This is a genomic window from Humibacter albus DSM 18994 (assembly GCF_000421825.1).
Lineage (GTDB): Bacteria > Actinomycetota > Actinomycetes > Actinomycetales > Microbacteriaceae > Humibacter > Humibacter albus.
Genome location: NZ_ATXT01000016.1, coordinates 167,400 through 193,261 on the forward strand (window position 1 = coordinate 167,400; position 25,862 = coordinate 193,261).

At 69.6% G+C, this 25,862-nt stretch carries 24 protein-coding genes; 15 read left to right on the forward strand and 9 right to left on the reverse strand.

What is annotated here, in order from left to right:
- Positions 1-41: 41 nt before the first annotated feature.
- The 7 genes from H623_RS0112270 (at position 42) to H623_RS0112300 (ending at position 7,448) form a co-directional block, all read left to right on the forward strand.
- Entirely contained in the window at positions 42-971 is a 930-nt protein-coding gene (locus H623_RS0112270) for a LysR family transcriptional regulator (protein ID WP_022901227.1), read from the forward strand.
- A 204-nt stretch (positions 972-1,175) separates the two neighbouring features.
- A complete protein-coding gene (locus H623_RS19675) occupies positions 1,176-1,955 on the forward strand; it encodes a TetR/AcrR family transcriptional regulator (RefSeq protein ID WP_022901228.1) in 780 nt (259 codons plus the stop codon).
- Positions 1,952-2,740, forward strand: a complete 789-nt coding sequence (locus H623_RS19680; protein ID WP_022901229.1) for a hypothetical protein — start codon at positions 1,952-1,954, stop codon at positions 2,738-2,740. The genes H623_RS19675 and H623_RS19680 overlap by 4 nt, the downstream gene beginning before the upstream one ends.
- Positions 2,737-4,632, forward strand: a complete 1,896-nt coding sequence (locus H623_RS0112285; protein ID WP_022901230.1) for a YhgE/Pip domain-containing protein — start codon at positions 2,737-2,739, stop codon at positions 4,630-4,632. Before H623_RS19680 ends, H623_RS0112285 begins: the two co-directional genes overlap by 4 nt.
- A 242-nt stretch (positions 4,633-4,874) precedes the next feature.
- Complete coding sequence (locus tag H623_RS19685; RefSeq protein ID WP_022901231.1) at positions 4,875-5,681, forward strand: SDR family NAD(P)-dependent oxidoreductase; 807 nt, start codon at positions 4,875-4,877, stop codon at positions 5,679-5,681.
- Between the two features lie 147 nt (positions 5,682-5,828).
- Positions 5,829-6,674, forward strand: coding sequence for a metallophosphoesterase (locus H623_RS0112295; protein WP_022901232.1), 846 nt, complete (start codon positions 5,829-5,831; stop codon positions 6,672-6,674).
- Between the two features lie 27 nt (positions 6,675-6,701).
- On the forward strand, positions 6,702-7,448 hold the full coding sequence (locus H623_RS0112300; RefSeq protein WP_022901233.1) for an SDR family oxidoreductase: 747 nt from the start codon (positions 6,702-6,704) through the stop codon (positions 7,446-7,448).
- 192 nt (positions 7,449-7,640) lie between these two features.
- Here H623_RS0112300 and H623_RS0112305 read toward each other — a convergent pair whose 3' ends face one another.
- On the reverse strand, positions 7,641-8,387 hold the full coding sequence (locus H623_RS0112305) for a hypothetical protein (protein ID WP_157560973.1): 747 nt from the start codon (positions 8,385-8,387) through the stop codon (positions 7,641-7,643).
- A 219-nt stretch (positions 8,388-8,606) separates the two neighbouring features.
- Here H623_RS0112305 and H623_RS21150 point away from each other — a divergent pair, with 219 nt between their 5' ends.
- Positions 8,607-9,941, forward strand: a complete 1,335-nt coding sequence (locus tag H623_RS21150) for a sensor histidine kinase (RefSeq protein WP_022901235.1) — start codon at positions 8,607-8,609, stop codon at positions 9,939-9,941.
- Positions 9,938-10,642 carry a response regulator gene (locus H623_RS19695; RefSeq protein WP_022901236.1) on the forward strand — a complete coding sequence of 235 codons (705 nt, stop codon included), beginning with the start codon at positions 9,938-9,940 and terminating at the stop codon, positions 10,640-10,642. Before H623_RS21150 ends, H623_RS19695 begins: the two co-directional genes overlap by 4 nt.
- Before the next feature lie 127 nt (positions 10,643-10,769).
- Here H623_RS19695 and H623_RS0112320 read toward each other — a convergent pair whose 3' ends face one another.
- Positions 10,770-11,444 carry a TrmH family RNA methyltransferase gene (locus H623_RS0112320; protein ID WP_026940283.1) on the reverse strand — a complete coding sequence of 225 codons (675 nt, stop codon included), beginning with the start codon at positions 11,442-11,444 and terminating at the stop codon, positions 10,770-10,772.
- Positions 11,445-11,757: 313 nt separating this feature from the next.
- On the opposite strand from H623_RS0112320, the gene H623_RS0112325 reads away from it, so the two are divergent.
- The 3 genes from H623_RS0112325 (at position 11,758) to H623_RS0112335 (ending at position 14,013) form a co-directional block, all read left to right on the forward strand.
- The gene (locus tag H623_RS0112325) at positions 11,758-12,558 is read left to right on the forward strand and encodes an HAD-IIA family hydrolase (protein ID WP_022901238.1); all 801 of its coding nucleotides are present in this window, start codon (positions 11,758-11,760) and stop codon (positions 12,556-12,558) included.
- A 56-nt stretch (positions 12,559-12,614) separates the two neighbouring features.
- Entirely contained in the window at positions 12,615-13,325 is a 711-nt protein-coding gene (locus H623_RS21155) for a class I SAM-dependent methyltransferase (protein ID WP_051143222.1), read from the forward strand.
- A 91-nt stretch (positions 13,326-13,416) separates the two neighbouring features.
- On the forward strand, positions 13,417-14,013 hold the full coding sequence (locus tag H623_RS0112335) for a GNAT family N-acetyltransferase (protein ID WP_022901240.1): 597 nt from the start codon (positions 13,417-13,419) through the stop codon (positions 14,011-14,013).
- Between the two features lie 219 nt (positions 14,014-14,232).
- Here H623_RS0112335 and H623_RS0112340 read toward each other — a convergent pair whose 3' ends face one another.
- On the reverse strand, positions 14,233-15,177 hold the full coding sequence (locus H623_RS0112340; protein ID WP_022901241.1) for a LysM peptidoglycan-binding domain-containing protein: 945 nt from the start codon (positions 15,175-15,177) through the stop codon (positions 14,233-14,235).
- Positions 15,178-15,385: 208 nt separating this feature from the next.
- Here H623_RS0112340 and H623_RS21160 point away from each other — a divergent pair, with 208 nt between their 5' ends.
- Complete coding sequence (locus H623_RS21160) at positions 15,386-16,438, forward strand: hypothetical protein (RefSeq protein ID WP_022901242.1); 1,053 nt, start codon at positions 15,386-15,388, stop codon at positions 16,436-16,438.
- An 18-nt stretch (positions 16,439-16,456) separates the two neighbouring features.
- Here H623_RS21160 and H623_RS21165 read toward each other — a convergent pair whose 3' ends face one another.
- Both H623_RS21165 and pyrE read right to left on the reverse strand, forming a co-directional pair.
- The gene (locus H623_RS21165) at positions 16,457-18,955 is read right to left on the reverse strand and encodes a septum formation family protein (protein WP_022901243.1); all 2,499 of its coding nucleotides are present in this window, start codon (positions 18,953-18,955) and stop codon (positions 16,457-16,459) included.
- Positions 18,956-18,971: 16 nt separating this feature from the next.
- A complete protein-coding gene (pyrE, locus tag H623_RS0112355) occupies positions 18,972-19,520 on the reverse strand; it encodes an orotate phosphoribosyltransferase (RefSeq protein WP_022901244.1) in 549 nt (182 codons plus the stop codon).
- A gap of 71 nt (positions 19,521-19,591) precedes the next feature.
- On the opposite strand from pyrE, the gene H623_RS0112360 reads away from it, so the two are divergent.
- Positions 19,592-21,616: a DUF2207 domain-containing protein gene (locus H623_RS0112360; protein WP_022901245.1), complete on the forward strand. Its 2,025-nt coding sequence runs from the start codon at positions 19,592-19,594 to the stop codon at positions 21,614-21,616.
- Between the two features lie 57 nt (positions 21,617-21,673).
- On the opposite strand, the gene H623_RS0112365 is transcribed toward H623_RS0112360, so the two are convergent.
- The 3 genes from H623_RS0112365 to H623_RS0112375 all read right to left on the reverse strand — a co-directional run bounded on the left by H623_RS0112365 (position 21,674) and on the right by H623_RS0112375 (position 23,707).
- Positions 21,674-22,072 carry a VOC family protein gene (locus H623_RS0112365; RefSeq protein WP_022901246.1) on the reverse strand — a complete coding sequence of 133 codons (399 nt, stop codon included), beginning with the start codon at positions 22,070-22,072 and terminating at the stop codon, positions 21,674-21,676.
- Complete coding sequence (locus H623_RS19725; RefSeq protein ID WP_211218004.1) at positions 22,065-22,916, reverse strand: phosphosulfolactate synthase; 852 nt, start codon at positions 22,914-22,916, stop codon at positions 22,065-22,067. Before H623_RS19725 ends, H623_RS0112365 begins: the two co-directional genes overlap by 8 nt.
- A gap of 116 nt (positions 22,917-23,032) precedes the next feature.
- On the reverse strand, positions 23,033-23,707 hold the full coding sequence (locus H623_RS0112375; RefSeq protein ID WP_022901248.1) for an HAD family hydrolase: 675 nt from the start codon (positions 23,705-23,707) through the stop codon (positions 23,033-23,035).
- 117 nt (positions 23,708-23,824) lie between these two features.
- On the opposite strand from H623_RS0112375, the gene H623_RS0112385 reads away from it, so the two are divergent.
- Positions 23,825-24,676, forward strand: a complete 852-nt coding sequence (locus H623_RS0112385) for an exodeoxyribonuclease III (protein ID WP_022901249.1) — start codon at positions 23,825-23,827, stop codon at positions 24,674-24,676.
- 9 nt (positions 24,677-24,685) lie between these two features.
- On the opposite strand, the gene H623_RS0112390 is transcribed toward H623_RS0112385, so the two are convergent.
- On the reverse strand, positions 24,686-25,603 hold the full coding sequence (locus H623_RS0112390; protein WP_022901250.1) for an AEC family transporter: 918 nt from the start codon (positions 25,601-25,603) through the stop codon (positions 24,686-24,688).
- Between the last annotated feature and the right edge of the window lie 259 nt (positions 25,604-25,862).

Sequence of the window (25,862 nt, forward strand, 5' to 3'; positions counted from 1 at the left end):
GCGGTAGACACCGGTTTCGCATGACGGCATATCATTGTGATATGGCAGCGAATGACCTCGGCGGAACACGTGGCGAGCGCTGGCCCGACCTCTCAGTTCTCGAACTCCTCGTCGCGATCTCCGAGCACGGGAGCCTGAGCGCAGGCGCGCGCGCGATCGGAATGGCGCAACCCAACGCATCCCGTGCCATCGCGACCTGGGAGAAGAACCTCGGCATCCGTGTGCTCGAACGCTCCCCGCGTGGTTCGACGCTCACCTCCGACGGCGATGTCGTCGTCGACTGGGCGAGCGCGGTGCTGGATGCCGCCGCCGAGCTGCGGACAGCGGTCGAGGCTCTGCGCCGCGACCAGAACTCGCACCTCACGGTGGCCGCGAGCTTGACGGTGGCCGAGCACCTGATCCCGGTCTGGCTCACCCGGCTGCGCCGTGAGCGCCCCGACCTCGACGTGGGGCTGCTCGTCCACAACTCACGCGAAGTATTCGACCTGGTCGGCTCGGGGCGCGCTGACGTCGGATTCGTCGAGTCGCCGCGTGTGCCATCCCGCCTGCGGCGCATGTCGGTCGCACACGACAGACTGATCGTGGTGGTCGCACCGTCGCATCCGTGGGCCAGGCGCAAGCGTCCGCTCGGACCATCGGAGCTCGCGTCGACATCCCTCGTCGTTCGCGAGCCCGGCTCCGGTACGCGCACGACGCTCGACGAGGCATTGTCCGGGTACGACCGCGACGCGCCCGCGATCGAGCTCTCCAGCAACGCGGCCGTGCGCATCGCGGTCGCAAGCGGCGCCGGTCCGGCGGTGATCAGCGAGTTGGCCGTGGCCCCTGCAGTGCGCAGCGGCGAGCTCGTCGCCGTGCCGATCGCCGGTCTCGACCTGGTGCGCACGCTGCATGCGGTGTGGACGGATGCCGCGGCCCTGCATCCCGCCGCCGCCGACCTGGTGGCCATCGCGCGTCGGCAGCTGGCTCCCTGATCCCGCCCGTCGCGCTGAAACATACCGATTCGGCCGAGACATACCGCGAAACCGCATGTTTCAGCCGAATCGGTATGTCTCAGCGACCGTGGCGAGGCGTGGCGAAGCGAAGCGCGGCGCGGCTAGCGACGGGCGAGCTCATCGTTCGCCGCGACGTCGTCCTCATAATGTGCACGTTACTGTGCAAGTTTGTACACTGGAGTCATGACCACCGACCTACCACGCGCCCGCGCGCCTCGGCGCGATGCCGCGGAGAACCGTGCCGCGCTGCTCGAGGCGGCGGTGCGGCTGCTGAACGACGACGTCGACGCGTCGCTCGAGTCGATCGCGGCCGAGGCGGGTCTCAGCCGGCGGGCGGTCTACGGACACTTCGCCACGCGCGATGACCTCGTGCGCGAGGTGCTCACGCGTGGGGCGGCGCGCATGGCGGCATCCATTCTGCCGATCTCGCATCAGGATGCCCGCATCGAGATCGCGCTCTACGGCGCCACCCTCTGGCGTGAGGTGCAGCACGCCCGCGTCACCGCCGAGTTCGCGCTACGCGGCCCGCACATCGACATGGTGTCGCACTCGCTCGAACCGGCGCGCGCCAAGCTGCGCGACACCGTACGCCGCGGCGTGAAGGCGGGGCAACTGCGCCGCGACATCCGGCCCGACGTGCTTGCCCGTCTCATCGAGCGTTCCGCGATCGACGTGCTCACCGAGGCGACGCATGACGGGCTCTCCGCCCGCGCCGGCCATCGGCTCGTCATGCTGACGGCACTGAGCATGGCCGGCCTCGGCTGGCTCGATGCCGACGACGTGGTGTCGCACGCGCCCGAACTCGCCTTCCAGCCCGCACGAGGCGGAGTGCCGGCATCCGGAGCCGCCGACGCACCCGACGACTCGACGGGGCGCACGACACGCGGAGCGACCATCGGCAGCACTCCCCCGGGCGCCCCCGCCGAAGACGCCGTCCGTGACATCACTCGGGAGAACGCATGAGGATCACGCTGACCGACGTGTCGAAGCAGCCCGCGATCGGCGCGGTCTCGCTCACGTACGGCACGGGCGAGGCGGTGCTCGCTCGCGCGGAGACGGAGCAGCGGCCCACCGTGCTCGGCCTGCTCGCAGCCGGACGCATGAAACCGGCCACCGGCACGATCACCATCGACGGCGTGCCCGACGCGGCCGCGATCCGGCGCCAGATCGCCCTGATCGACGCCCCCGAGGTGAGCGATCCTGCACCGAACGTGACCGTGGCCGGTGTCACCGCGGAGGAGCTCATGTTCGCCGGTCTGCCGTCCGGACCGGTCGCGGTGTCGCGCAGGCTCGACTCGCTCGGGCTGCGCGCGCACGCCAAGGATGCCATCGGCCAGGTCGCGCCGCGCGTGCGCCTTCGCCTGCTCGTGGAGCTCGCGCTCCTGCGCGAGGGCGTGCACGGAATCGTGCTCACCTCGCCCGACCGGCACGGCGGTGACCCCAACACGTGGTGGCACCTGGCGCTCGAGGTCGCCTCCCGCGGCTACGCCGTGCTCGTGATCGCCGGGGACGCGTCCGCCGCCGCCATCGCCGCCAGCTCGTTGGTCGCCCGGCTCGAGACGCCGTGGGCCACACCCGATCCCGAACCCGACGACGACCCCGGCCGCGACGACTCCGACGCTCCGCTCCTGGAACCGGATGTCTTCACCGACCTCCCCGACACCATCACCCGGCCGGTCGCGATCGACCCGGCCGCCACCGACACGGACCGTGACGAGAACCGCCACGACGAATCGAGCGACGAATGAAAGTCCTCCCGATGATCGCGGCGGAGCTCCGCCGCCTCACTTCCAGTCGCATGGCGACGATCGCGCTGGTCGCCCTGATGTGCGTGCCGATCCTCTACGGCGCGCTCTATCTGTGGGCCAACCGCGACCCGTACGGCAAGCTCGACCAGGTGCCGGCCGCGATCGTCGTGGCAGACAACGGCACGACCATCGACGGCAAGACCGTCAACTACGGCGACGAGGTCGCGCGCACGCTCGTGAAGGACAGCTCGTTCGGCTGGCAGATCGTCTCGGCGAAGCACGCGCAGCGCGGGCTCGACGACCAGGAGTTCGACTTCGCCATCACATTGCCGGCGGACTTCTCGCAGAGCTTGGTGAGCGCAGCCACGACGTCTCCGCAGCGCGCCGTGGTCACCCTGACCACGAGCGACGCGAACAGCTATCTCGCCTCCACGATCGGCAAGCAGGCCGCGCAGACGATCAAGGCATCCATCGTGCAAGAGGTGAACCGAGAGGCGGCGAGCCGATTCTTGCTGGCGCTGTCGGACATCCGCTCGAGCCTCTCCACCGCCGCGGATGCCGCAGGCCGCCTCGCCGACGGTGCGCAGAGCGCGCAGACCGGAGCGGCCTCACTTGCCGACGGCACCTCGCAACTCGCCTCCGGGTCCGCGACGCTGCGCGACGGGCTGAACACGCTCGCCTCGCAGACGGCGTCGCTGCCCGCGCAGGCTACCCAGCTCGCCGACGGGGCTCAGCAGGTGGCGGATGGCGACGCCACCATCTCCGGGTACGCCGATCAGGTCGGCACCGTGTCGCAGACGGCGGCGGATGCCGTCCCCACCGTTCGTGCAGACATCATCGGCTACCTGCAGCAGCAGGGCATCCCGCAAGACCAGATCGATCAGGTGATCGCCCGGCTCGACACGCTCGGCACCAAGGTGACCGACGGCAACACGCAGGTTCAGAGCGCAGTCGGGCAGATCGATCAGCTCGCGAGCGGCTCGCAGCAGGTGGCGGCGGGAGCGAAGCAACTCGCGGCATCCGCGCCCGCGCTGACGAGCGGCATCCAGCAGGCGGCGTCGGGGGCGTCCACGCTCGCCGACGGGGCATCCCAGGCGGCCAGCGGAGCCGCGGCGCTGGATGACGGACTCCAGACGCTCGCGAACGGCACCTCCCAGCTCAAGTCGGGCCTCGACGACGGCGTGAAGCAGATTCCGGCGACGACCGCGAAGCAGCGTGCCGCCCAGGCGAAGACGATCGCCGACCCGGTGAAGCTCGACAACTCCAAGGTCACGAACGCCGGGACGTACGGCGCCGGCCTCGCCCCGTTCTTCATCGCGCTGGCGGCCTGGATCGGCATCTACGCGCTGTTCCTCATCGTGAAGCCGGTGTCACGCCGCGCGATCACGGCACTGCGCTCTCCGCTGCGCATCACGCTCGCCGGCTGGCTCACGCCGGCGGTGCTCGGCGTGGTGCAAATGGTCGGCCTCTACGTCGTCGTCTTCGCCGGCCTGCATTTCAATGTGACGAACCCGTGGACGACGTTCGGTCTCATGGCGCTCGCCTCGGTGACGTTCGCGGCGATCATCCTGGCGCTCAACGTGTGGCTCGGCAGCGTAGGCCAGTTCCTCGGGCTGGTCCTGATGGTGTTGCAGCTCGTGACCGCTGGGGGAACGTTCCCCTGGCAGACTCTGCCGGCGCCGCTCGCGTGGCTGCACCACTGGCTGCCGATGTCATATGCCGTGGACGGAATACGACAGACGATGTATGGAGGCAACGTGTCGTTCGTGCACGGGGACGCACTCTTCCTCGTCGTCTGGCTCGCGATCGCGCTCGTGCTCACGGCCGTCGGTGTGGTGCGCATGACGCATCACCGCACCCTGCGCGACCTGCAACCGAGCCTGATCGGCTGACGCGCGGCCGCTGGCGTCCCGCGGCACCCCGCCGCACCCGCCCGCCGCACCCCGCCCGTCGCACCCCGGCCGTCGCTGAGACATACCGATTCGGCTGAGACAGGCCGCGAAGAGGTATGTCTCAGCCGAATCGGTATGTCTCGCGGGAGGACGGGCGGCGGGAGGTACGGGTCCCGACGGCGGCCGGGGCGGCCGGAGGTACGGGTCTCGACGGCGGCCTGGCGCGGCGGTAGCGTGACGCGATGAGGTTCAGCGACAAGGTCGCCGTGGTGAGCGGCGGCGCCAACGGGATCGGATGGGCCACCGTGCAGCGGCTGCTCGCGGAGGGCGCGAGCGTCGCAATCGTCGACAGGGAGCCGCAGACGGCATCCGCTCGGCTCGACGAACTCGCTGTAGGACAACCGGATGCCGCCGCGCGCGCCGCCGTATTCGCCTGCGATCTGCTCGACCCGGTGTCGGTCGACGCAGCGGTCGCCGGCGTGCTCGAACGGTTCGGTCGTGTCGACGTGCTCGCCTCGGTCGCCGGCGGCGACGTCTACGTGGCCGACGGGCTCGACGAAGAGCACTGGAACGAAACCGTCAGCCTCAACCTGCACGGCCCCATGCGACTCATCCGCGCGTGCCGCGAGTCGCTGCTGACGCACCACGGGTCGATCGTCATGGTCGGATCCGTGAACGGCATCGCGGCGTTCGGCGAACCCGCCTACGCCGCCGCCAAGGCAGGGCTCACGCTGCTCGCGAAGAACCTCGCCGTCGAGTACGGGCCCTCCGGGGTGCGAATCAACGTCGTCTCGCCCGGCACCGTGCGCACGCGGGTGTGGGACGATCAGGACGGCCCGGATGCCCTCGCCCCGCTCTATCCGCTGCGTCGCGTCGGCGAACCGGCCGACATCGCCGCCGCCATCGCGTTCCTGGCCTCCGACGACGCTTCCTGGATCACCGGAGTCACCCTGCCGGTCGACGGCGGCGCGCTCGCCGGACCGCTCACGACGATGACCGCGGTTCTGGGGCCCGGTCCGATCCACCGTCCGCACAGTGACGACGCCTGAACGCGTCGGAATGACTTCCCGCCCTTCCAGGCGCGAGAAGTGGGCCTCTTCGTGTCGTCGGAGCCCAGTTTGTGCGACTTGAACCGGAACGTGCGGGGTCGCGGGTGGCGACCACCCCGTGTCGGCGGGCGCGGATAGCGTGACGGTGTGACGGCATCCAGAACGGGCGCGGATCTGCGCATCCTCCACATCAGCGATACTCATCTCTTCGGCGACGGCACGCTGCACTACGGCGTCGTCGACACGACGGCTGCGCTGGAGCGAGTCCTGGCCAAGGCGGGCGATCTCGAGGGCGTCGACGTCGTCGTGCTCTCCGGCGACCTCAGCGAAGACGGCAGCACCGCCTCGTATCGTGCACTGCGCGAGCGCATCGAGCCGTGGGCATCCGCTCGAGGAGCCGACGTCGTCTACGCCATGGGCAACCACGACGTGCGGGATGCCTTCACTGCCGAGCTCGGTGACCTCACGCGCGTCGTCACCCGCGGCCGCCACCGCATCGTCACCCTCGACTCGAGTGTGCCCGGCGCAGCGTACGGGTCAGTGGATGCCGCCCAGCTCGCCTGGCTGTCCGACGTGCTCGCGCAACCGGTCGACCTCGGCACCGTCGTGGTCGTGCATCACCCGCCGACCCCTGCCGTGACGCCGCTGCTCTCGCGGCTGGAGCTCGCGGATCCGCACGCCCTCCTCGGCGTGCTCGACGGCAGCGATGTACGGCTCGTGCTCAGCGGCCATTACCATCACGGCCTCACGACATCGGAGCGAGGCATCCCGATCGTCGTCGCGCCCGGGGTGACGAACACCTCCGACGTCGCGGCCCCGTCGGGCGTCGAGCGGGCGCACGTTGGCTCGGGGTTCGCCGTGATCGATCTGCCCGCATCCGGGGCGCCGCGCGTCATGATGGTGTCAGTGCCGGGCCCGGGCGATGGCGAGCAGGTCTTCACGCTCGACACCGACGGCATCCAAGCGATCGTCGACGCCTACGGGCCCGCGTGAGCACTCTCTTCTCAGGAGGCAGCACAGATGAAGATCGCGGTCGCCGGCGGAACCGGCGTGGTCGGCACCCACACGGTGGCGGCCGTGCGAGAGAACGGGCACGAGGCGATCGTGCTGGCGCGGTCTACTGGCGTCGACGTGCTCACCGGTGCGGGACTCGATGCCGCGCTTCAGGGCGTGGATGCCGTGATCGACGTCACTTCCACCGGCACCCAATCGCGCAAGGCCGCGGTGCGGTTCTTCGGAAACGCCACTCGCAACCTGCTCGCGGCTGAGAATCGTGCCGGCATCGGTCACCACGTGGCGCTGTCGATCGTGGGTGCCGCGACGATCGACGCGGGCTATTACGCGGGCAAAGCCGCTCAGGAACGGGTCCTGATGGCACTGGCAGGAGGCTGGAGCATTCTGCGGGCGACGCAGTTCCACGAGTTCGCGCAGCAGATGGCGACCATGCTGCGCGTCGCCGGTCTGCAGCTCTCGCCGGTGATGAGATGCCAGCCCGTCGCGGCCGCCGCCGTCGGTGCGGCGCTCGCAGAGATCGCCGCCGGCGAGCCGCGCGGGCTCGATCACGACCTCGCGGGACCGCACGAAGAGCAGATGACCCGCATGGTGAAGGCGTATCTGGCCGCTCGCGGCGACAAGCGTCACGTGTTCGGCCTGACGATGCCCGGTGCCTTCGGCAAAGGGATACGCAACGGTGCGATCCTTCCTGGACCGGATGCCCGCCTCGACTCCCTGACGTTCGACGACTGGCTCGCGGCTCAGACCGCCTGAGCTCGCGGCCAAGGCGGTCTGATCGCGCCGCGCAACGCGGCCCGGGCTTCCGACTCGAAACGCCTGAGTTCCCGGTGCACCCGGCCTCGCGCACGTCACCCCGCTGCGCCGGTTGCCGCGGGCACACGAGGCGCCGGCGGACAACGGCTGCCGCGGCACCGGCTCCGCGGATCCGGTCGTATGTGCGGCAGTTCAGTGCGCCTCCATCGACGTGCCCGTCTGCGCACCCGTGCCCTTCTCTGCTCTCGCGTCCGCGCCCTCGGCAGCATCTCGGACTCGGCCGCCCCTGGACGCCCGTCTGACCGGAGCCGACCTCAGCAACGCCACGCAGATCCAGGTGAAGGATGCCAGCAGCACCAGGTGCGAGGCCGCGGTTCCGATCCCGGTCGGCATCGCGAAATCGATGAAGGGGAACAGCACCAGCAGCACGAGGGCTCCGATGGGAGCGCGGCGGGAACGCCACAGCGCGATCGTGAGGAGAAGAACGCCCACGACCGTCCCGCCCAGAAACGCGACAAGCACGACGGTTCCGAGCGGCGAGCCGACGGCCGCGTCGAACTCGCGCGCGGCATCCGCTTGCTCCAGTCCGCCGGTGGCCAGTTGCAGCTCGAACACCTGAGACATTCGCACGCCGGCGAAGCCGAGCACCGAGACGCCGGCGACGATCGCGGCCGACAGGCCGAGCGTCGGCGACCGGTCGCTTGCACGGCGCGCCAGTCCGAGCAGTGCCGGAAGCAGAAGCGCGGTGCCGATCATGCCGACTGCGATGGAGGCGGCGAATCGCTCCGGCGCGCCCGAGACGGCCGCGAAATCGTCCGCCGTGCTTCCTCCCGTCAACGGTGACAGCAGCTGCTCGATCACCTCCGCCAGCGGAGCGCCGACCAGACAAAGACACAGCAGCAGAGTGCGCGGGTGATCGCGCACAGGTTCGTCAGACATGACCGTTCCCTTCTCGCCGGGCTTCACCGGCGAACCATCGACGGGGCGCTGCCCGGATCCCGCCGGACTGTTGCCCGGATGTCGCCACGGTAGAAGGGACGCAGGAGCGCCGACCTCGCCCATGAGAGCGAGAAGCGCGGCCATCCGGGTGATCCCGAAGGCTCCCGCATCGCCCGAACGGCCGATGGCACAGCCCGCGATTCGCCCTAGGCTGACCCCATGCAGCGCGCGTGGCGCAGGGTGTGGGGAGTGCCGTGGCCGGATCTGCTGATGGCGACGGTGCTGGTGCTCGCCGCCCTCACGACCACCCTGCTCGACACGGGCGCTCTCCATCCGGCTGCCGAGACGGTGTCGATGATCGTGGCGGCCTCGGTCGTCCTGCGCACGCGCGCGACCGCGATCATGGCCTTCACGGCGTCTGCGGGGATCGTCGCGCTCGCGTTCCTTCCTGGCGCCGAGACCCCACTCTGGGCATTCGCCGCCGCGCTCCTGGTCGCGTTCTCGGTGACGGACCACTTGCGCGGAATGCGCATGTGGGTCTGCCTGGGTGTGCTGCTCACCGCGGAATACGTGATCCAGGTGCGCACCAGCGACTCCGCCGTCGAGGTGCTGCTCACGCCGCTGATCCTCACCGGAGCCCCGGCGCTCGCCGGATGGCTGCTAGCGCGCTCGCGGCGCCAGACCCGGCAGCTGCGCGAACTGACCGAGCAGCTGGCAGCATCCCGAGCGGAGGCTGCGAACCTCGCCGCCGAAGCGGAACGGGCTCGGCTCGCCCGTGATCTGCACGACGTGCTCGGGCACACGCTGAGCAGCATCGCGGTGCAGGCGGGCGCCGCGGGAGAGCTTCTCGAGCCCGGCCACCCGGCCGGAGCGCCGATCGAGCGCGTGCGAGTAGCAGCACATGATGGCCTCGATGAGGTGCGGTCCGCACTCTCGCATCGCCCGCCCACGGTCGGGTTGGAGCGCATTCCTGCTCTGGTGCTGGAATCCGGAGCCGCATTGGACGCCACCGGCAGCGCTCCTGCGATCGAGCCCGCGTTCTCGACGGCGATCTTCCGCATCGTGCAAGAGGCGCTGACGAATGCGCGACGGCATGCTCCCGGCGGGGCAGCGCGTGTTCGGCTGCGATTCGACGCCGATGCGATCGACGTCGTCGTCGTCAATCAGTTGTGCGATACCCCGAGCCGCACGGCCAGCGGGACTGAGGAGTCAGGGGATGGTGCGCGGAGACGCGAGCCGCCCGGTCACGGACTCGCCGGCATGCGCGAGCGCGCGTCTGCGTATGGCGGCAGTCTCGGGGTGGACCGCGGTGAGACGGAGTGGGTTGTTCACGCGCGCTTCCCTCTTGATGACGAGCACGCGCGGCCCAACGAGAACACGCGGGCCGGTGAGGGCCCGCGGCCGCGCCGGAACGGCCGGGCCGGCAGAAACACCCAGGGCGACGGAAACACCCAGGGCGACGGAAAGTTCCAGGGCGACCGAGACATCCAGGGGGACGGAAGCCTCCGGCTCGATGCCCACACTCAAGCGACCTCGGCGGGGCCGACGCCGTGACCCGCATCGTGATCGCCGACGACCAGTCGCTCGTCCGCAGCGGTATCCGCATCATTCTCGAACAGCAGGACGATCTCGAGGTCGTGGGCGAGGCATCCGACGGCGTCGAGGCGGTGGAACTCGTGCAGCAGCACGATCCCGACATCGCGCTGCTCGACATCCGGATGCCTGAACTCAGCGGCCTCGACGCCGCTCGCCTGATCCTGGCGCGCTCGACGAACACGAGAGTGCTCCTGCTCACGACCTACGACGTCGACGACTACGTGGCGCGAGCGCTCCGCGACGGGGCGAGCGGCTACCTGCTCAAAGACGCTCCTCCCGCCGAGCTCGTCCGCGGCGTGCGCGCAGCGGCTCGAGGCGACACGGTGCTGGCACCGGCCGTGCTTGCCCGCATCGTCGACGACTTCACGCGGCGGGAATTCGACCAAGACGCCGGGGATGCAGCGGGCTTCGATCGCTTGTCCGAGCGGGAGAAGGAGGTGCTTCGTGCGCTCGCGCGCGGGTTCACGAATGCGGAGATCGCCAGTGACCTCTTCCTCAGTCCCGCCACCGTGAAGACCCACATCGCGTCGATACTCGGCAAGCTGGGCCTGCGCGACCGTCTTCAGGCGGTGATCGCCGCCTACGAGAGCGGGTTCATCACACCGGCCGGCGGGCCCGGTGGAACTCGACGCGGGCCGGATGCGCCGGGCACCGCGTAGGGCCGGCATCCTTACTCGGCATTGCGTAGAGCCGGCATCCTTACTCGGACATTGCGTAGTCAGCTCGCTCTTCGCATACCGCCGAGGTGCACCATCAGTCCTTGAGCACCGCCTCGGGAACCCCGCGTCACTTCCCGGGCAGCTCCGCATGCTGCGTCACCCAGGTGTGCATCGCGATCGCGGCAGCAGCCGACGCGTTGATCGACCGAGTGGAGCCGAACTGCGCGATCTCGACGATGGCATCCGCCGCCTCGATCGCTTCCGGCGAGATGCCCGGGCCCTCTTGCCCGAACAGCAGCACACAGCGCTCCGGCAGTGCGAACCTCTCGATCAGCACGCTGCCCGGCACGTTGTCGACGGCGATGATGGGCATCCGCTCGTCCTTCGCCCAGGCCACCAGATCCGCGATCGTGTCGTGGTGCACCACGTGCTGGTAGCGGTCGGTGACCATGGCGCCGCGCTTGTTCCAGCGCCGCCGTCCTACGATGTGGACGGTGTGTGCGAGGAACGCGTTGGCGCTGCGCACGATCGAGCCGATGTTCATGTCGTGCTGCCAGTTCTCGATGGCGACATGGAACGGATGCCTGTGGGCATCCAACTCCGCCACGATCGCCTCGAGCTTCCAATAGCGGTACCTGTCGAGCACGTTGCGGGTATCGCCGTGCGCGAGCAGCTCGGGGTCGAAGCGCTCGTCGTCGGGCCACTCCTCCGCTCCGCCGGGCCACGGGCCCACGCCGTGCGTGGACTGCTCGACCGTCGCTGGCGCGGAGGCGTCCGCACGCTCGCCGTCGGGAGTGGACAGCAGGGGGCCGCTCCGCGCGTCCTGCCCGGAATGCGGGCGATCGTGATTCTGCACGTCGGCAAGCCTAGAGAGTGGGTACTCGGGCGGCGGCCGGGCATCCACGGAGCGCGCGCCGGACATCCGCCGTGCGTGTCGGAAATCAGAGTCTCGGGAGAGCGCCCGCGTGTCGCGGCGGGCGGCGCGGCGTGCCGCACAGGACCTCCGATTTCCGGCACGCGGGTACGCGTGGCGTGCTCACAGCGCGCACCGCGTAGGAGCACAGAATTCACGTGGCTCGCGCCGATACCCTGGAAGCACCCGAGGAAGGACGACTATGGCGAAGCGCGACGAGGTCGAGTGCTGGCTCACCGACATGGACGGCGTGCTCGTGCACGAGAACCAGGCGCTCCCGGGTGCCGCGGAACTCATCGACCGGTGGCGCGACTCCGGTACCCCGTTCTTGGTGCTCACGAACAACTCGATCTTCACCCCGCGCGACCTCGCCGCTCGGCTGCGCGCCTCGGGGCTCGACGTTCCCGAGGAGTCGATCTGGACATCCGCACTCGCCACCGCCGCGTTCTGCAAGTCGCAGATGCCCGGCGGCAGCGCGTTCGTCATCGGCGAGGCGGGCATCACCACCGCCCTGCACGAGGCGGGGTTCATCCTCACCGAGACGGATCCCGACTACGTGGTGGTCGGCGAGACCCGCAACTACTCCTTCGAGGCGATCACCAAGGCGATCCGGCTCATCGTCAAGGGCGCGCGCTTCATCGTCACGAACCCGGATGCCACCGGCCCGAGCGCCGACGGTCCGCTCCCTGCCACCGGTGCCATCGCCGCTCTCATCACGAAGGCGACCGGCCGTGAGCCGTACGTGGTCGGCAAGCCGAACCCGATGATGTTCCGCTCGGCCATGAACAAGATCGGTGCACACTCGGAGAACACGGGCATGATCGGCGACCGCATGGACACCGACATCATCGCCGGCATCGAGGCGGGCCTGCACACCGTGCTCGTGCTCACCGGCATCAGCGACCAGGCCGAGATCGAGCGCTACCCGTTCCGTCCGGGTGAGGTGCTCGATGGGGTGTTCCAGCTGGTGCCCGAGGAGCCACTGGAGTCCGACGCGTTCTGACGCGGCGTTGGGGCGCACTCGGTGCGGCGGGACGCGAACGCGAGCCGCCGTAAGGTGTGACCATCGAACGGGAAGGGCACGAGATGCAGGCTGGTGAGAGCGACCGGTCGGCGTGGGCACAGGCATCCGCACCGTTCCGCGATCTGGATGCCTACCACGAGCGGTCACACGGCTACGACTCCGGCTGGCTCGGGCGCGTGCACCACGAGATCTCCGACCGCCTCGCCGCTCTCGCGTTCGCTTCCGCGCCGGATGCCCGCACGGTGCTCGACGTCGGATGTGGCACCGGTTACCTGCTCAGAAGCCTTGCCGCCTCGCTTCCGCACGCGGAGCGCTTCGTCGGCATCGACCCGGCGGCCGGGATGATCGAGGTCGCGGAGCGGTCGACCGAAGATCCGCGGATATCGTTCACCGAGGCCACGGCCGAGAGCCTCGATGACGCACTCCGCCCGTTCGGTGGCGCGCCGGACGCCAACACAGACGGATTCGACCTGATCGTGAGTGGCACCTCCTTCGACCATTGGATCGACCAGAGTGCCGGGCTGGAGGCCTGTGCACGCGCACTGCGTCCGGGCGGCGCCCTTGTGCTGTGCGACCAGTTCTCGTGGCTCCTGCTCCCCACGCTCATGGGTACGCGCCGTGGCAAGGCGCGCACGCCGGGACGCGCGACCGCGCTGCTGATGGCGGCCGGTTTCACAAACATTCGGTGGCAGCACGTGTACACGTCGCTGATCCGCGCCGCCGTGGCGACCGCGCCCGCCGCGTAAGGCGCCAGGGCGGGCCGCCGGTCGGCATACCTGCCGGCGCCTTGCACCGGCGAGCGCCGACGCCGGCATCGGCATCCGCTACCGTTTCAGCGTGACGTCGTTCGCCGAAACCGTGCCCCTCACCGGAAACCTTGCCGCGCTCGAGCCGCTCTCACTCGACCACGCCGACGAGCTCGGCCGTGCCGCGGCCGACGGCGAGCTGTGGAAGATCTGGTACACGACGGTCCCCACCCCGGATGCCATGGCATCCGAGATCGAGAGACGTCTGGCTTGGCAGCGTGAGGGCACGATGGCGCCATGGGCGATCCGCAACCTGAACACGGGCACGCTGGTCGGCATGACCACGTACTGCAATATCTCACAGGAGAACCTGCGCGTCGAGATCGGGTACACGTGGATGTCGGCGTCGCAGCACGGCACGGGGGTGAACCCCGACGCGAAGCGGCTGCTGCTCGCCCGCGCGTTCGACACGCTCGGCTGCAAGGCCGTCTACTTCCACACGCACTGGCACAACCACCAGTCGCGTGCGGCGATCGCCCGCCTCGGTGCCAAGCAGGACGGCGTGCTGCGCAACTACCAGGTGTACAAGGGACTCATGCGTGACACCGTCACGTTCTCGATCCTCGACACCGAGTGGCCGTCCGTGCAGCGCGGGCTCGAGGCGCGGGTCGAGCGGCACGCCGGTTAGGCCTTCGCCGAACGATCGCGACGAGCGCGTGGTCTGCGGCGCTTCCCACGCCGTCAGCGTCGCGGCGGCGGCAGCGGCAGCGACAGCGGCGCCGAGGGCACCGAAATGCTGCCGCCGACCCGGGCGGAGAGGGTCGTTGGGGTGCACTCGGCGAGCGCTCGCCCTGGCGCAGGGCGGGCGCGGGGAGGCGTCTACCGACCGCTGAAGTATGGCATCCGCTCAGATGCTGTTCGGGTCCAGGTTCAGCGTCGTTCCCGCGTAGAGGTACTGCTGGTCGCCGAACACCTGCAGGTTGGTGTTCAGCCAGATGAGGTCCTGCACCGAGATGCCGAACCTCTTCGCGACGAACGAGGTGATGTCGCCGGGAGCGATGCGGTAGCTCTTCGGGGCGCCGCTGGACGTCGTGGCCGTGACAGTGCCCGCAGCGTAAGTGCGGGTGCCGCCGTCGACAGGATGCACGTTCGACTGGCGCACCGGCACGTTCCACTGCACCGTGTCGACGGCGAGCACCTTGTTCGGTCCGAGCTCGACCGGAACGCCGTCGAACGAGGCGGCCGACGAATACGTGACGAGCGAGGTGAGGTACGACGGCTCATCCTCCGACCCGAGGGACGCGCTGGATGACGCGGGCGAGGTCGTCGGCCCGCCGAGCTGGTGGTCGCCCACTCCGTGCCAGGTCAGTCCGTCGCCGACCTTCGGGGGAACGTCGAGCAGCGTGACGGAGACCGGCACGGGCACCGTCGACGTGAAGTTCGAGTACTGCGCGGTGTACGTGTTGTCGCCGTTCGCAGCGACCCGGTAGTGGAAATGGATGCTCCCCTTCGGTGATGCGACGTCACCCTCGGCGACGACGGTGCCGGCCGGTACCGGTGTCAGCGTCGGCGCGGGCTGGGAGGCATCGGCGGGGTCGGGCGTGGCCGGCCGGGAGTCCGCCGGATCGGGTGTCTCGGTCGGCGTCGAGTTCAGGTGCTGCACCTTCGAGTGGTGCTTGTGGCTCGTGTGCGCCGCCGGATGCGCCGAAACGGGGCTGCACGCCGCGAGCGAGATCGTCAGCGCCGCCGCTACCGCCGTCATCGCGCCGAGCGCCCCGAGCCGGCTCCGCCGCCTGCGGCCGATCCGGACGCCATCGCCACGGCTCGCATCGCCGCCCCTGCTCTTCACCACAGGCGAAGCCTAGCCACGACGCAGCGCCCGTGCGCCGCTCCGGCGCGCCCCTGCACTCGTGAGCGCGCGATCGCCTGCGTGTTTCGGGAGGAGATCGCCACGAGAACACGCTTGCCGGGCAACGCCCCCGCACGACGTGACGAATGTCACGGGTCCCCGATGACGGATGCCCCATGCGCGGTCTCCCGAGCCGCGGGAGCCTGGCTGCATGAAAACGCTGCTGCACACTCTCTGTCTCGCGGTCGCCTCCGGCGTCACCGCCGAGTTCCTGCTCGGCGACCAGTATCTCGGCGGCTTCGAGCCGGTCGGGCAGCAGGTCGCTTCGCTCCTGCTGTTCACCGCCTTCTACGGCTCGGCGGCGGTGCTGATCCGCGAGCTCGCGCGACGGGCGCGGGCGGGGTGGCCGGGCATCCTGATGCTGGCGCTCGCGTTCGGGGTGATCGAGGAGGGCGTCGTCACCCAGTCACTGTTCAACCCGGACTACGTGGGTGCGCACCTGATCGCCTTCGGCTTCATCCCGTGGCTCGGCACGGCCGGCCCGTGGCTGCTGTTCGTGCTGACGCTGCACGTGGTGTGGAGCATCGGATCGCCGATAGCCGTGATGGAGGCCGCCTTCGGCAGCCGTCCGTGGATGCGCGCGGGCTGGCTCGCCGTGCCCGGCGCGTTCTTCGTGCTGGGCGGCCTCGCCATCTTCGCGGTGTCGACCCTCGCCGGCGGATTCATGGCGAACCCGGTGCAGCTCGGCGTCAGCGTGCTGGTGGCGGTGGCGCTGATCGTCCTGACGTTCACGGTGCTGCGCGGCCGCGAGACCGCTGTTCGACGCCCCTCCGATGTCGGAGCCGATCAGTCGCGCGCTCGTCGGACCGCGGGCCGCGGGCTCGGCTACGCCGCCTCCGTCGTGACCGCGTTCGTTCTCGGTACGCTCTTCCAGCTCGCCGACAATCTGCCCCACGCGGTGTCGCCCTGGCTGGTCGCGGCGGCGCTGATCGCGGTGATCGTCGCCGGCCTGCTCGTGGGGTTCGTGCTCCGGCCGGATGCCCTGGGCTTCGGCACCGGCGCCATCCTCACCTACTGCTGGGTCGGACTCGCCAACGCCCTTCACACGGGCCCGGCCGCCCTGCTCGAGCAGATCGCGCTCGTGGTGATCGCGATCGGCGTGCTCACGCTGGTGGCGGTGCGGCACCTGCGGAGCGTGCGGCGAGAGCGGCAAGCGGGTGCGCGCATCCCGCAGCATTCGTCGACCGAGGTCGCCGGCGCCTGACGCAGGTACGGGCCCGCGCTACTGCGGCCCCGGCCCCTGCAGGCTCCCGGTCATCTGCTCACCCGATGAGCGGCTGACGAAGCAGTAGTACGAGCGCTGGCCGGACTTCCACTGCTTGGCTGTGACGGGGTAGCTGCCCTGGATCTGGGCGTCGCTGTACTGACCCGCGGCATCCAGGTTCAGAATGCCGATGCGCGAGCAGAGCACGTTGATCTGCGAGGAGAGCTCGTCGGTGCCGGGGAACGCCGCACTCGGATCGGTGCTGAACGTGCCCGTGTAGACCATCTGCCCAGCGTGTGGTGCAGCGCAGTCGACGACCATGAACGTGTTCGCCCATGGCGACGTGAACGGCTGCAGACACTCGCCACCGAACAGTCCGTTCCACGGATGCTTGCCCGGCGCGACAGGTCCGGTCGCCGCCGCGGTCGGCGTGGGTGTGGGCGTCGGAGTCGCGGTCTTCGTCGCCGTGGGGGTCGGGGTCGGGGTCGTGACCGCATCCGGATGCGCGACCGTGCGCCCCACGATGAACAGTGCGATCAGCAGCAGAACGAGCAGCATGGCGCCGGCGACGATCAGCATGATGCGCTGGGCGCGCGGCGACGGGCCGCCGGTGTCGTCGTCGCGACCGCCGCCGGATCCGCCGGCGCGACCAGATCCGCCAGAACCAACCGATCCACGAGACCCAGAGCCGCCAGGCCCACCCGATCCACCAGGTGCACCAGACCCACCAGACGCGGCCGATCCGGCGTGGCCCGAGTCGGGCCCGCGGCCGCCCGCTCCGGCCCCGCGGGCAGCGACCGGCTCGGCGAACGCAGCGGGGGCGCCGACGACCGGTGTCTCGTCCGAATCGCCACGCTCCGCGCGACGGCGCGCGCGGCGCGACTCGCCCGAGGGCGTAGAAGCCTCAGTGGCCTCCGGATCGTTGGATGCTTCGTTGACCCGCGTCGTCGCATCCGCGTCGGCCATCTCACCGGCTTCGGAGGCGGCTGCCGCGAACCCCACGCCCGCGCCGAACGGCACGGTGTAGGCCATCGTGGCATCGTGCGGGGATGCGCCGGCCTCAGCCTCCGTGGGATCGGCATCGTCGTCGGTATCGATGTCGAGCGCCCGCGTCGCGTCCGCCGCCTCGTCGGCGTGCGCCGGAGCATCCGGATCGTGCGAGCCGAGCTCCTCGATCGCCAACGCGTCCTGCGGTGCGTCATCGAACAGGTCGCCGAACAACGACCACGAGGATGTCTCGCGCGGCACATCCTGCTCGGCCGGCCGGTCGCCCGCGCCGTTCGGCCCGTTCTCGGAGTCCGCGCCGCTCTCGAGGTCCGACTCGTTCTCGGAACTCGGCCCCGTCGCGGTGCCGAACCCGTTCTCCGGGCTCATTCCGCTCTCGGCCCCGGATTGGCTCCGACTGAGCGCGTCTGGTTCCGGGGCGCCCGGATTCACGCCGAGTGGTCCGGTGCCGAACGGCGAGCCCGTCGGGGGAACAGAGATGCCGGGCGCGGCAGCACCGGCGAGCGTGCCCGTGCCACTGGTCTCTGACTCCGCGCTCGCAGGATCGGGATCGTTCCGTTCGGGTTGCGTCGACCCGCGCCGGCGACGGCGGACCCACGGGAGCGACACGGTGCCGGGAGGCAGTGGTGCGGCCGGCGGTTCGGCCGGGGCGGGCGGCTCGGCCGGTGTTGGGGCAAGCGGCTCGTCCGGTGCCGCCGCCGGCGTCGGGTTCGTCGGCGGGGCTGCCGGCCCTGGCGTCGAGGATGCCGGCCCTGCCTGCGGGGCTGCCGGCGGCGTCCATGCGGGCACGCCGATGAACGGCGAGGACGGCGTACCGGGCTCCGACGTCCCTGGCGCACCGAACGCCGACTGGCGCTCACCGGATTCCCGCTCTGCGCCGCCGGAGGCGTACTGCGCAGGCTCGACCGCCTGCTCCGATGCACCGGGCGCATGTTCTCGCGGAGACACCTCCTGCTCCGGCATACGGGGAGACCCCGTCGCGGGCGTTTCGGCGTCGGGCGCCACTGCCGGCGACGGCTCCTCGTACGTCGGCGGAACATAGGGCGCCAGCGGCACCGTCGGCGGAACCAGGCCACGCGACCGCGGTCCGTCGGTCGGCACGCCGTCCGGCGCCTCCGCCGGTGTCTCGGGATCGACGGCATCCGGGTCGTCTCGGTGCACGAGCGGGTCAGGTTCGTCGTTGGGTGTCAGCCCCCAGAAGAACGACCCGCCCTGGTCCGCGGGGAGGCTCGTCGAAGGTCCACGCCGTTCTGGCTCCCGCCTCGGCCGCACGGGCATCGACAGCTCGGGGATGTCGTACGTCGGCGGGGCCGACCCGTCATCGGGCGGCGAGGGCTGAGGCGGCGCGGGCTGAGGCGGCGAGGACGCGACGGGCGGAAAGGCCGGCTCGTAGGCATCCGCTTCGTCGTCGACATCGTCGCTGAAGTCGCCGGCGGAGTCGCCGAACAGCGACGACAGGTCGTCGCTCGAATCGTCCGACTCGTCGTGCGGGCCGCGCAGAAAGCGGGCCACTAGGGCGCTGCTCCGATCACGAAAGCCCCAGGTCGTCCAGTCCGATCGCGGCGAGATACGGGTAGCCGGCGCCCTCGATGACCTCGCGTGCGCCGGTGTTGCGGTCGACGACGACGGCGACGGCCGCGATCTCGGCCCCGACCTTCTTCAGCGCCTCGATGGCCTTCAACGGCGACCCGCCCGTGGTCGAGGTGTCTTCGAGAACGATGACGCGCTTGCCCTCGAGCTCGGGGCCCTCGACCTGCTTGCCGCGGCCGTGGTCCTTCGGCTCCTTGCGCACGACGAACGCGTCGTAGGCCAGGCCGCGCGCGGCTCCCTGGTGCAGCACGGCGGCCGCGATCGGGTCGGCGCCCATCGTCATGCCGCCCACGGCGACCACGTCGGGCACGCTGGCGATGAGGTCGAGCATGACCTGCCCGATCAGTGGCGCCACCCGGTGGTCGAGGCTCACCTTGCGCAGGTCGACGTAGAACGATGCCTTCTTGCCGCTCGTCAGCGTGAAGTCGCCGTGGAAGACGGCTTCGTTCGAGATGTGGTCGATGAGCTGCTGGCGGGTGTCGGTCACGGAAGTCAAGGTTATAGGGAGTATCGCCGAGAACCACCTGCGTGCAGCCTCGTCCTCGGTAGCCTGGGGCGATGCGTATTCGCCTCGCCTCTGCGTTCGCCGCCCTGGCCGTCGCCGTCGGCGGTCTCGCCATCGGAGCCGGTTCGCTCGGTGCGGGCCCGTTCGGCGACCCCACCGCACACGCCGCGACGACGACGGCGGAATCCCGCGACGCACCGGTGTCGGCGCTCGCGTCGGAAGCACGAGCATCCGCAGTTCGGATGTCTGCAGCACGGGTCTCCGCAGCACAAGCATCCGCAGCACAGGTCTCCGCAGCACGGTCATCCGCACTGCGCGCTTACGCGGACGCGGACGACGACACTCCGGTCTCTGCTCTCACCGTCGACCGCTTCGACGCGGTCTTCGACCTGCACCGGGATGCCGACAAGCAGTCCTCGATGACCATCACCGAGACGATCTCGGTGCGTTTCCCCGAGGGCGACGTGAACCACGGCATCGAGCGCGCGATCCCGACCTACAACGGCGATATCCCGCTGCGTCCCCACGTGGTGTCCATCACGGATGGCGACGGCGTACGTCAGCCGTACACGACCGTCGATCCCGATGACACCGGTTACGACGACGACTCGCTCGTGCTGCGCATCGGCAACAAGAACAGCTATGTGCACGGGTCGAAGACCTACGTTCTGCGGTACACCGTGCAGAACGTCGTGCGGCACTTCGCCGATGAAGACGACGCGGAACTGTACTGGGACGTGAACGGCACGGGCTGGAGCTCGGCGATCGGCGAGGCATCCGTCACCGTGAAGCTCGGCGACGGCACCGCTTCCGCGCTGAACGGCAAGCTGTCGTGCTACCCCGTCGCCTCCGAGGCGGCCTCGGATGAGCCCTGTGCCATCGATCGCTCCGGTGACACGATCACCTCGTCGGTGAGCGGCTTGAACCCGTACAAGTCACTGACTGTCGCCGTGGGGTTCGACAACGCGGCCTTCGCCGAGCCGACACCCGCCGCCGACGAGTGGCAGTGGGCAGTCATTCCCTGGTTGTTCTTCATTCCGCTGCTGGTCGGCCTCGCCTGGGTGATCTACCTGCGCACGGGGCCGTTCCGCGACGCCAAGGGACGCGGCATCATCGTGCCGCAGTACGACGCGCCGGCCGGAGTGTGGCCCATGCTCGCCGCCGACTTCGTGCACAACTCGGGCGCCGCGTTCCCGGCGGAGCTGATCGGCCTCGCCGTGCAGAAGTACGTGAGTCTCGCCGAGGATCCGCGGGCGCCGAAGAGCACCCGCTACTCGGTCACGCTGCTGAACAACGACTGGTCGGCCCTTGACCAGTCGGAGGTCTATCTGCTGCAGATCCTGTTCCCGACCGCCACGGTCGGACATCACCGGGTGCTCGACCAGAACGACCAGTCGCTCGGCGATTCTCTGGGCACGCAGCGGGCGTCGGCGGCGAAGCGCGTCACCGCGCTCGGCCTGCGCCAGAAGACCAGGAGCACCGCGAACGCCTGGATGCGCGTGCTCTTCGTGGTCGTGCTGGCTGCAGCCGTCGTGCACCTCGTCTTCGCCGCGCTGAACCACGCGGGAGCCTGGTGGGTGATCCTGCCCGACATCGCTGCCGCAGTCTTCGGCGTCGTGCTGCTCGTGCTCGCGCGCAACCGCGACCGCATCACCGACAAGGGCGCCGAGGTGCGAGACCACCTCAAGGGCCTGCGGGAGTACATCGAGCTGGCCGAAGCCGACCGCATCGCGTTCCTGCAGAGCCCGACGACCGCCGAGCGGGTCGACGTCACCGACCAGGGCGCCGTGATCAAGCTCTACGAGAAGGTGCTGCCCTACGCGATGGTGCTCGGCGTCTCGGAGCAGTGGGTGAAGGTGCTGCAGGACCACTACGCGACGACGGGTGAGACGTCACCCGACTGGTACAGCGGTCCGGGCCCGTTCATCGCCCTCGCCGTATGGTCGAGCGCGGTCTCGACCTCGAGCTTCGCGACCACGCCCGCCGCCACGAGCAGCGGTTCCAGCTCGTTCGGCGGCTCGGGCGGGGGCGGCTTCTCCGGCGGCGGTGGAGGCGGCGGCGGGGGCGGCGGCTGGTAGGCGAACGCAGCTCTCGCGCCCACGCGCGGGCGCGAGAGCCCCGGTAGACGGCCGGCGTCAGTACATCATGCGCGGGTCGGCGTAGTACTTGAATTCGAGCAGGTTGCCCGACGGGTCCTTGAGCATGAACGACTCGTGCTCCTCGACGAGCCCCTCGAACCGGTGGAACGGCTCCACGAAGAACTCGAGCTCTCGGGTGCGGGCGAGCGCGACCAGCCGGCGCCAGTCATCTGCTTCTCTGAACGTCACACCGAAGTGCCGCGGATACATGCTCGGGTTCGGGTCGTAGTTCTCCGAGAGGTGGCACACCACCTGATCGCCGAAGAAGTCGAGCGTGATGCGGTCGTCGTAACGCCGGGCGAGCTTGCAGCCCAAACCCTTCACGTAGAAGTCATACGCCTCGTCGAGGTCGCGGGCCGGAATGGCCAGGTGAAAAGCGTCACGGGGTTCACGCATGGGTGTCTTCTCCTTGGTTTTCGAGCGATGCCGTGTCGAGCGACGAGGTCTGCCCAGGGCTCGAGGATGCCTCCACCGACGAGTCGAGAGCCAGTAGCGTGTCGCTGCGCAGGCCGAGCCGCAGCGTCTCGAGCGGCACGATGTCGGTGTGGGCGATGTTGCCCACGTTCACGCCGGGACCGACTCGGCGGATGAAATAGGTCTGCAGCGCCTTGTTCGGAGTCTCGAACATGAGCCGGTCGACGTCGATGCCGGACTCGAGGATCTCCTCGATCAGCCCGTATCGCAGCTCGCCGTTCGCCCGGGCGATTCCGCTCTGCCCGCTCTCGCGAGCCTCGGTGATCACGGTGTCGGCGCCGGCATCCAGGTCTTGGCGGATGTAGCGCACCCACAGCTCGGGGCGCATCGTCTCCGATCGATCCGACTCCTTGTAGCCGACCTCGCTGTAGACGCGGTAGTCGTCGGCCACGCGAGCGATGTAGTCGGCCTTGCGGTCGTTCGAGAGTGCGATGGTGCCGTTCGAGATCTCGACCGTACCGGCCTCGAAGTCGTCGACGAACCGCCTCCAGTCATCGAACAGCCCCTGGGAGACGAACTTCTCGAAGAGCGTGCCGCCGAAGTAGAAGTCGACGCCGTTGCGTCGCACCGCATCGATCTTCCAGCGCAACTGGTCGGTGACGAGCGCGGTGCCCCAGCCGAACTTGACGACGTCGATCAGCGATCCGTGGCTCTCGACGATGTCGATGAACTGGGCGGTCGGAATGCCGCCGTCGATCATCATGGTGCGTCCGCTGGTGCGCGGCTTGCTCTGTCTCGCCGGTAGGGCGAGCGGTGTCTGGAACACGTGAACCTCCTCGCGCTCCGAGGAGCGCGTTGGATGCGAGTCTCGCCGACCCATCCCTGAGTCTTCCACGCGTGGTCTATGTGCGCACCCTGCGTTCTCCCCGTCGCCCTCTGGGCTCACGCGGACGGGGCGACCACCTCGGCAAGCCGCAGCAGCGAGTCGACGACGGCGAGGCATCCGGCTTCCGCGCTCTCGTCCTGTTCGATCAAGCCCCAGGGGCCGCGGCGGATGCGCACGCTCAGCAGTCCGGCCGCCTGCGGTGCGAGTACGTCGTTGCGCAGCTGGTCGCCCACATAGACGGTGCGCTCCGGCGTCGTGCCGGCCTCACTCGCCGCGCGCACGAAGAACTCCGGCGAGGGCTTCGCCACGCCCCAGTCGGTCGACGACGCGATGAAGGCCGCGCCGAGCTCGAGCGCCCGCAGTCTGTCGCTCGTGCGCGCCGGCTGGTTGCCCGCGATACCGACCACAACACCGAGCGAGGACAACTCGGCGAGGGCGGGACGCACATCCGGGTACAGATCTTCTTCCCGGATGCCTACGTCGAGTTCCGCAGACCGCCGCGCCTCGAGCAGGTCCGCGTAGGGCGTGCCGGGCGCGAACGACTCGATCACCTGCGCCACCTTGGCGCCTCGCGCGATCATGGCGCCGAACACCGCGGAGAACGTGTGTGCGGGCACCCCGAAGAACGCCGCCCACGCCGCGTATTCGCGGGTGCGGTCGAGCACCGTCTCGCCGATGTCGAGGATGACGGCGTCGGCAACGCGTCCACGGCCGTCATTTGTACTGTGCATCCTCATGATCCTCGCACGGCGATGCCGTGGCAGCCGTCGGCATCGTTCCAGGAGCAGGCGGCCTTCTCGCGTGCCGGAAATCGGCGCAACGTCACCGGCACCCGGTAGGTTGGCGACATGCGTGTGGCCACCTGGAACGTCAACTCCATCCGCGCACGCGTCGGTCGCATCGTCGACTGGCTCGTGCGTGAAGACATCGACGTGCTCGCCATGCAAGAGATCAAATGCAAGCCGGAGCAGTTCCCACGCGAGCCGTTCGAGGCAGCCGGGTACGAGCTCGCGATCCACGGGCTGAACCAGTGGAACGGGGTTGCGATCGCCTCCCGCGAGCCGATCGACGATGTCTCCACCGCCTTCGCCGGCATGCCCGGCTTCGCGAAGGGGCAGGAGGGCGAGAACCTGCCGCTGGAGGCCCGAGCTCTGGGCGTCACAGTCGCGGGCCTGCGGCTCTGGAGCCTGTACGTGCCCAACGGCCGCTCGCTCGACGACCCGCACTACACCTACAAGCTCGACTGGCTCGCGACGCTCGCCGCCGACGCGCGCGACTGGCTTGCAGCCAATCCCGACCGGCCGCTGGCCTTGATGGGCGACTGGAACATTGCGCCGACGGATGCCGACGTCGGCGATCCCAGCCTCGTCCCCGGAGTGTCGACACACATCTCGCCGCCGGAGCGTGAGGCGTTCGAGGAGTTCGAGAAGCTGGGCCTCAGCGACGTCGTGCGCCCGTACCAGCCGGAGGGCTACACGTACTGGGACTACAAGCAGCTGCGGTTCCCGCGCAACGAGGGCCTGCGCATCGACTTCATCCTCGGGTCTCAGCCGTTCGCCGACCTCGTGACGCACGCGGGCATCCACCGCAACGAGCGCAAGGGTGAGGCGCCCAGCGACCACGTGCCCGTCGTCGTCGATCTCGACCTGTCGCTGAACGGCGAAGAAGAGGACGACGATCGGCCGATGATCTTCGGCTGAGAGTGCGGCTCACGCCAGCAGCCAGGCGATGATGATGAGCGCGGGAATGGCCGCGACGCTCGTCAGCAGCACGGTGTCTCGGGCGAGCACTTCGCCTCGCTCGTAGCGGCTCGCGAAGTTGAAGACGTTCTGCGCGGTGGGCAGCGCCGCGAGCGCAACGTAGGCGAACAGGTCGTGACCATGCACGCCGAGCGAGCTCGCGACGATCCATGCCAGTAACGGCATGAACACGACCTTGCCCGCGGACGACACGAGAATCGTGGCCCGTTCGGTGCGCGCTCTGAGCGGTCGCGCGCCGCTCAGCGACATGCCGAACGCCAGCAGAACTGTGGGAACAGCTGCGCCGCCCAGCAGCACGAAAGGCTGGAATACCGGGTCGGGAATATGCCAGCCCGTGGCATCCACCACGAGGCCGGCGACGGATGCCAGGATCATCGGGTTGCGCAGCGGCTGCGTCAGGATCGACTTCACCGACATGGTGCCGTGGGTGCTCACGTCGAGAATGACGAGGGCGACAGGCGCGAACACGATGAGCTGGATCAGCAGCAGCGGCGCGACGAGTGAGGCGTTGCCGAGAACGTAGACCGCCACCGGGAGACCGATGTTGTTCGCGTTGACGTACCCGGCACCTAGTGCGCCGAGCGTGGTCTCGGCCACGGGCCGCGGAAAGAAGATGCGGCTGAGGATCACGAAGACCGCGGCGGATCCGATCGCCGCAGCACCCGCGACGACGACGCTCCACGAGAAGACCTCGTGCAGATCCGCCTTGGCGAGCACCGTGAACAGCAGCGCCGGGTTCGCGACGAAGAACGCGACGCGGTTCAGCACGAACGGCGCCGACGGACCGCCGACGCGGAGCCGGCCGGCGACGTAGCCGACCACGATGACGAACGCGATGATTCCGAACCCGATCAGCACACCCGTCACCGCTCAAGGCTAGGGAATCGGGCGGGTCCGCGTTGCACGGTCGCGCGGCCGCTTCACCCGGCGACCTCGCCCAGCCGCGTCGCCGACGGCGTCGCCGGCGACCTCACCCGGCCGCTTCACCCGGCGACCTCGCCCCGCTGCGTCGCCGGCGGCTCCAGCTTGCCGCTCCGGCCGGGCGCTCCACCCGGCACAGCCCGCATGGCCTCGCCGCGTGTGGCCACGTGCCCCTGGCCGCAGGACCCAGTGGACCGTAGGCTCT

Bases quoted from the DNA above. Each gene is read 5' to 3' on its own strand.
- H623_RS0112360 (WP_022901245.1), top strand. From the start codon at position 19,592: ATGCGTATTCGCCTCGCCTCTGCGTTCGCCGCCCTGGCCGTCGCCGTC.
- H623_RS0112300 (WP_022901233.1), top strand. From the start codon at position 6,702: ATGAAGATCGCGGTCGCCGGCGGAACCGGCGTGGTCGGCACCCACACG.
- H623_RS0112305 (WP_157560973.1), bottom strand. From the start codon at position 8,387: ATGTCTGACGAACCTGTGCGCGATCACCCGCGCACTCTGCTGCTGTGT.
- H623_RS19675 (WP_022901228.1), top strand. From the start codon at position 1,176: ATGACCACCGACCTACCACGCGCCCGCGCGCCTCGGCGCGATGCCGCG.
- H623_RS19680 (WP_022901229.1), top strand. From the start codon at position 1,952: ATGAGGATCACGCTGACCGACGTGTCGAAGCAGCCCGCGATCGGCGCG.
- H623_RS0112385 (WP_022901249.1), top strand. From the start codon at position 23,825: ATGCGTGTGGCCACCTGGAACGTCAACTCCATCCGCGCACGCGTCGGT.
- H623_RS0112325 (WP_022901238.1), top strand. From the start codon at position 11,758: ATGGCGAAGCGCGACGAGGTCGAGTGCTGGCTCACCGACATGGACGGC.
- H623_RS0112365 (WP_022901246.1), bottom strand. From the start codon at position 22,072: ATGCGTGAACCCCGTGACGCTTTTCACCTGGCCATTCCGGCCCGCGAC.
- H623_RS21160 (WP_022901242.1), top strand. From the start codon at position 15,386: ATGAAAACGCTGCTGCACACTCTCTGTCTCGCGGTCGCCTCCGGCGTC.
- H623_RS0112270 (WP_022901227.1), top strand. From the start codon at position 42: ATGGCAGCGAATGACCTCGGCGGAACACGTGGCGAGCGCTGGCCCGAC.
- H623_RS0112285 (WP_022901230.1), top strand. From the start codon at position 2,737: ATGAAAGTCCTCCCGATGATCGCGGCGGAGCTCCGCCGCCTCACTTCC.
- H623_RS19685 (WP_022901231.1), top strand. From the start codon at position 4,875: ATGAGGTTCAGCGACAAGGTCGCCGTGGTGAGCGGCGGCGCCAACGGG.
- H623_RS21150 (WP_022901235.1), top strand. From the start codon at position 8,607: ATGCAGCGCGCGTGGCGCAGGGTGTGGGGAGTGCCGTGGCCGGATCTG.
- H623_RS0112375 (WP_022901248.1), bottom strand. From the start codon at position 23,707: ATGCACAGTACAAATGACGGCCGTGGACGCGTTGCCGACGCCGTCATC.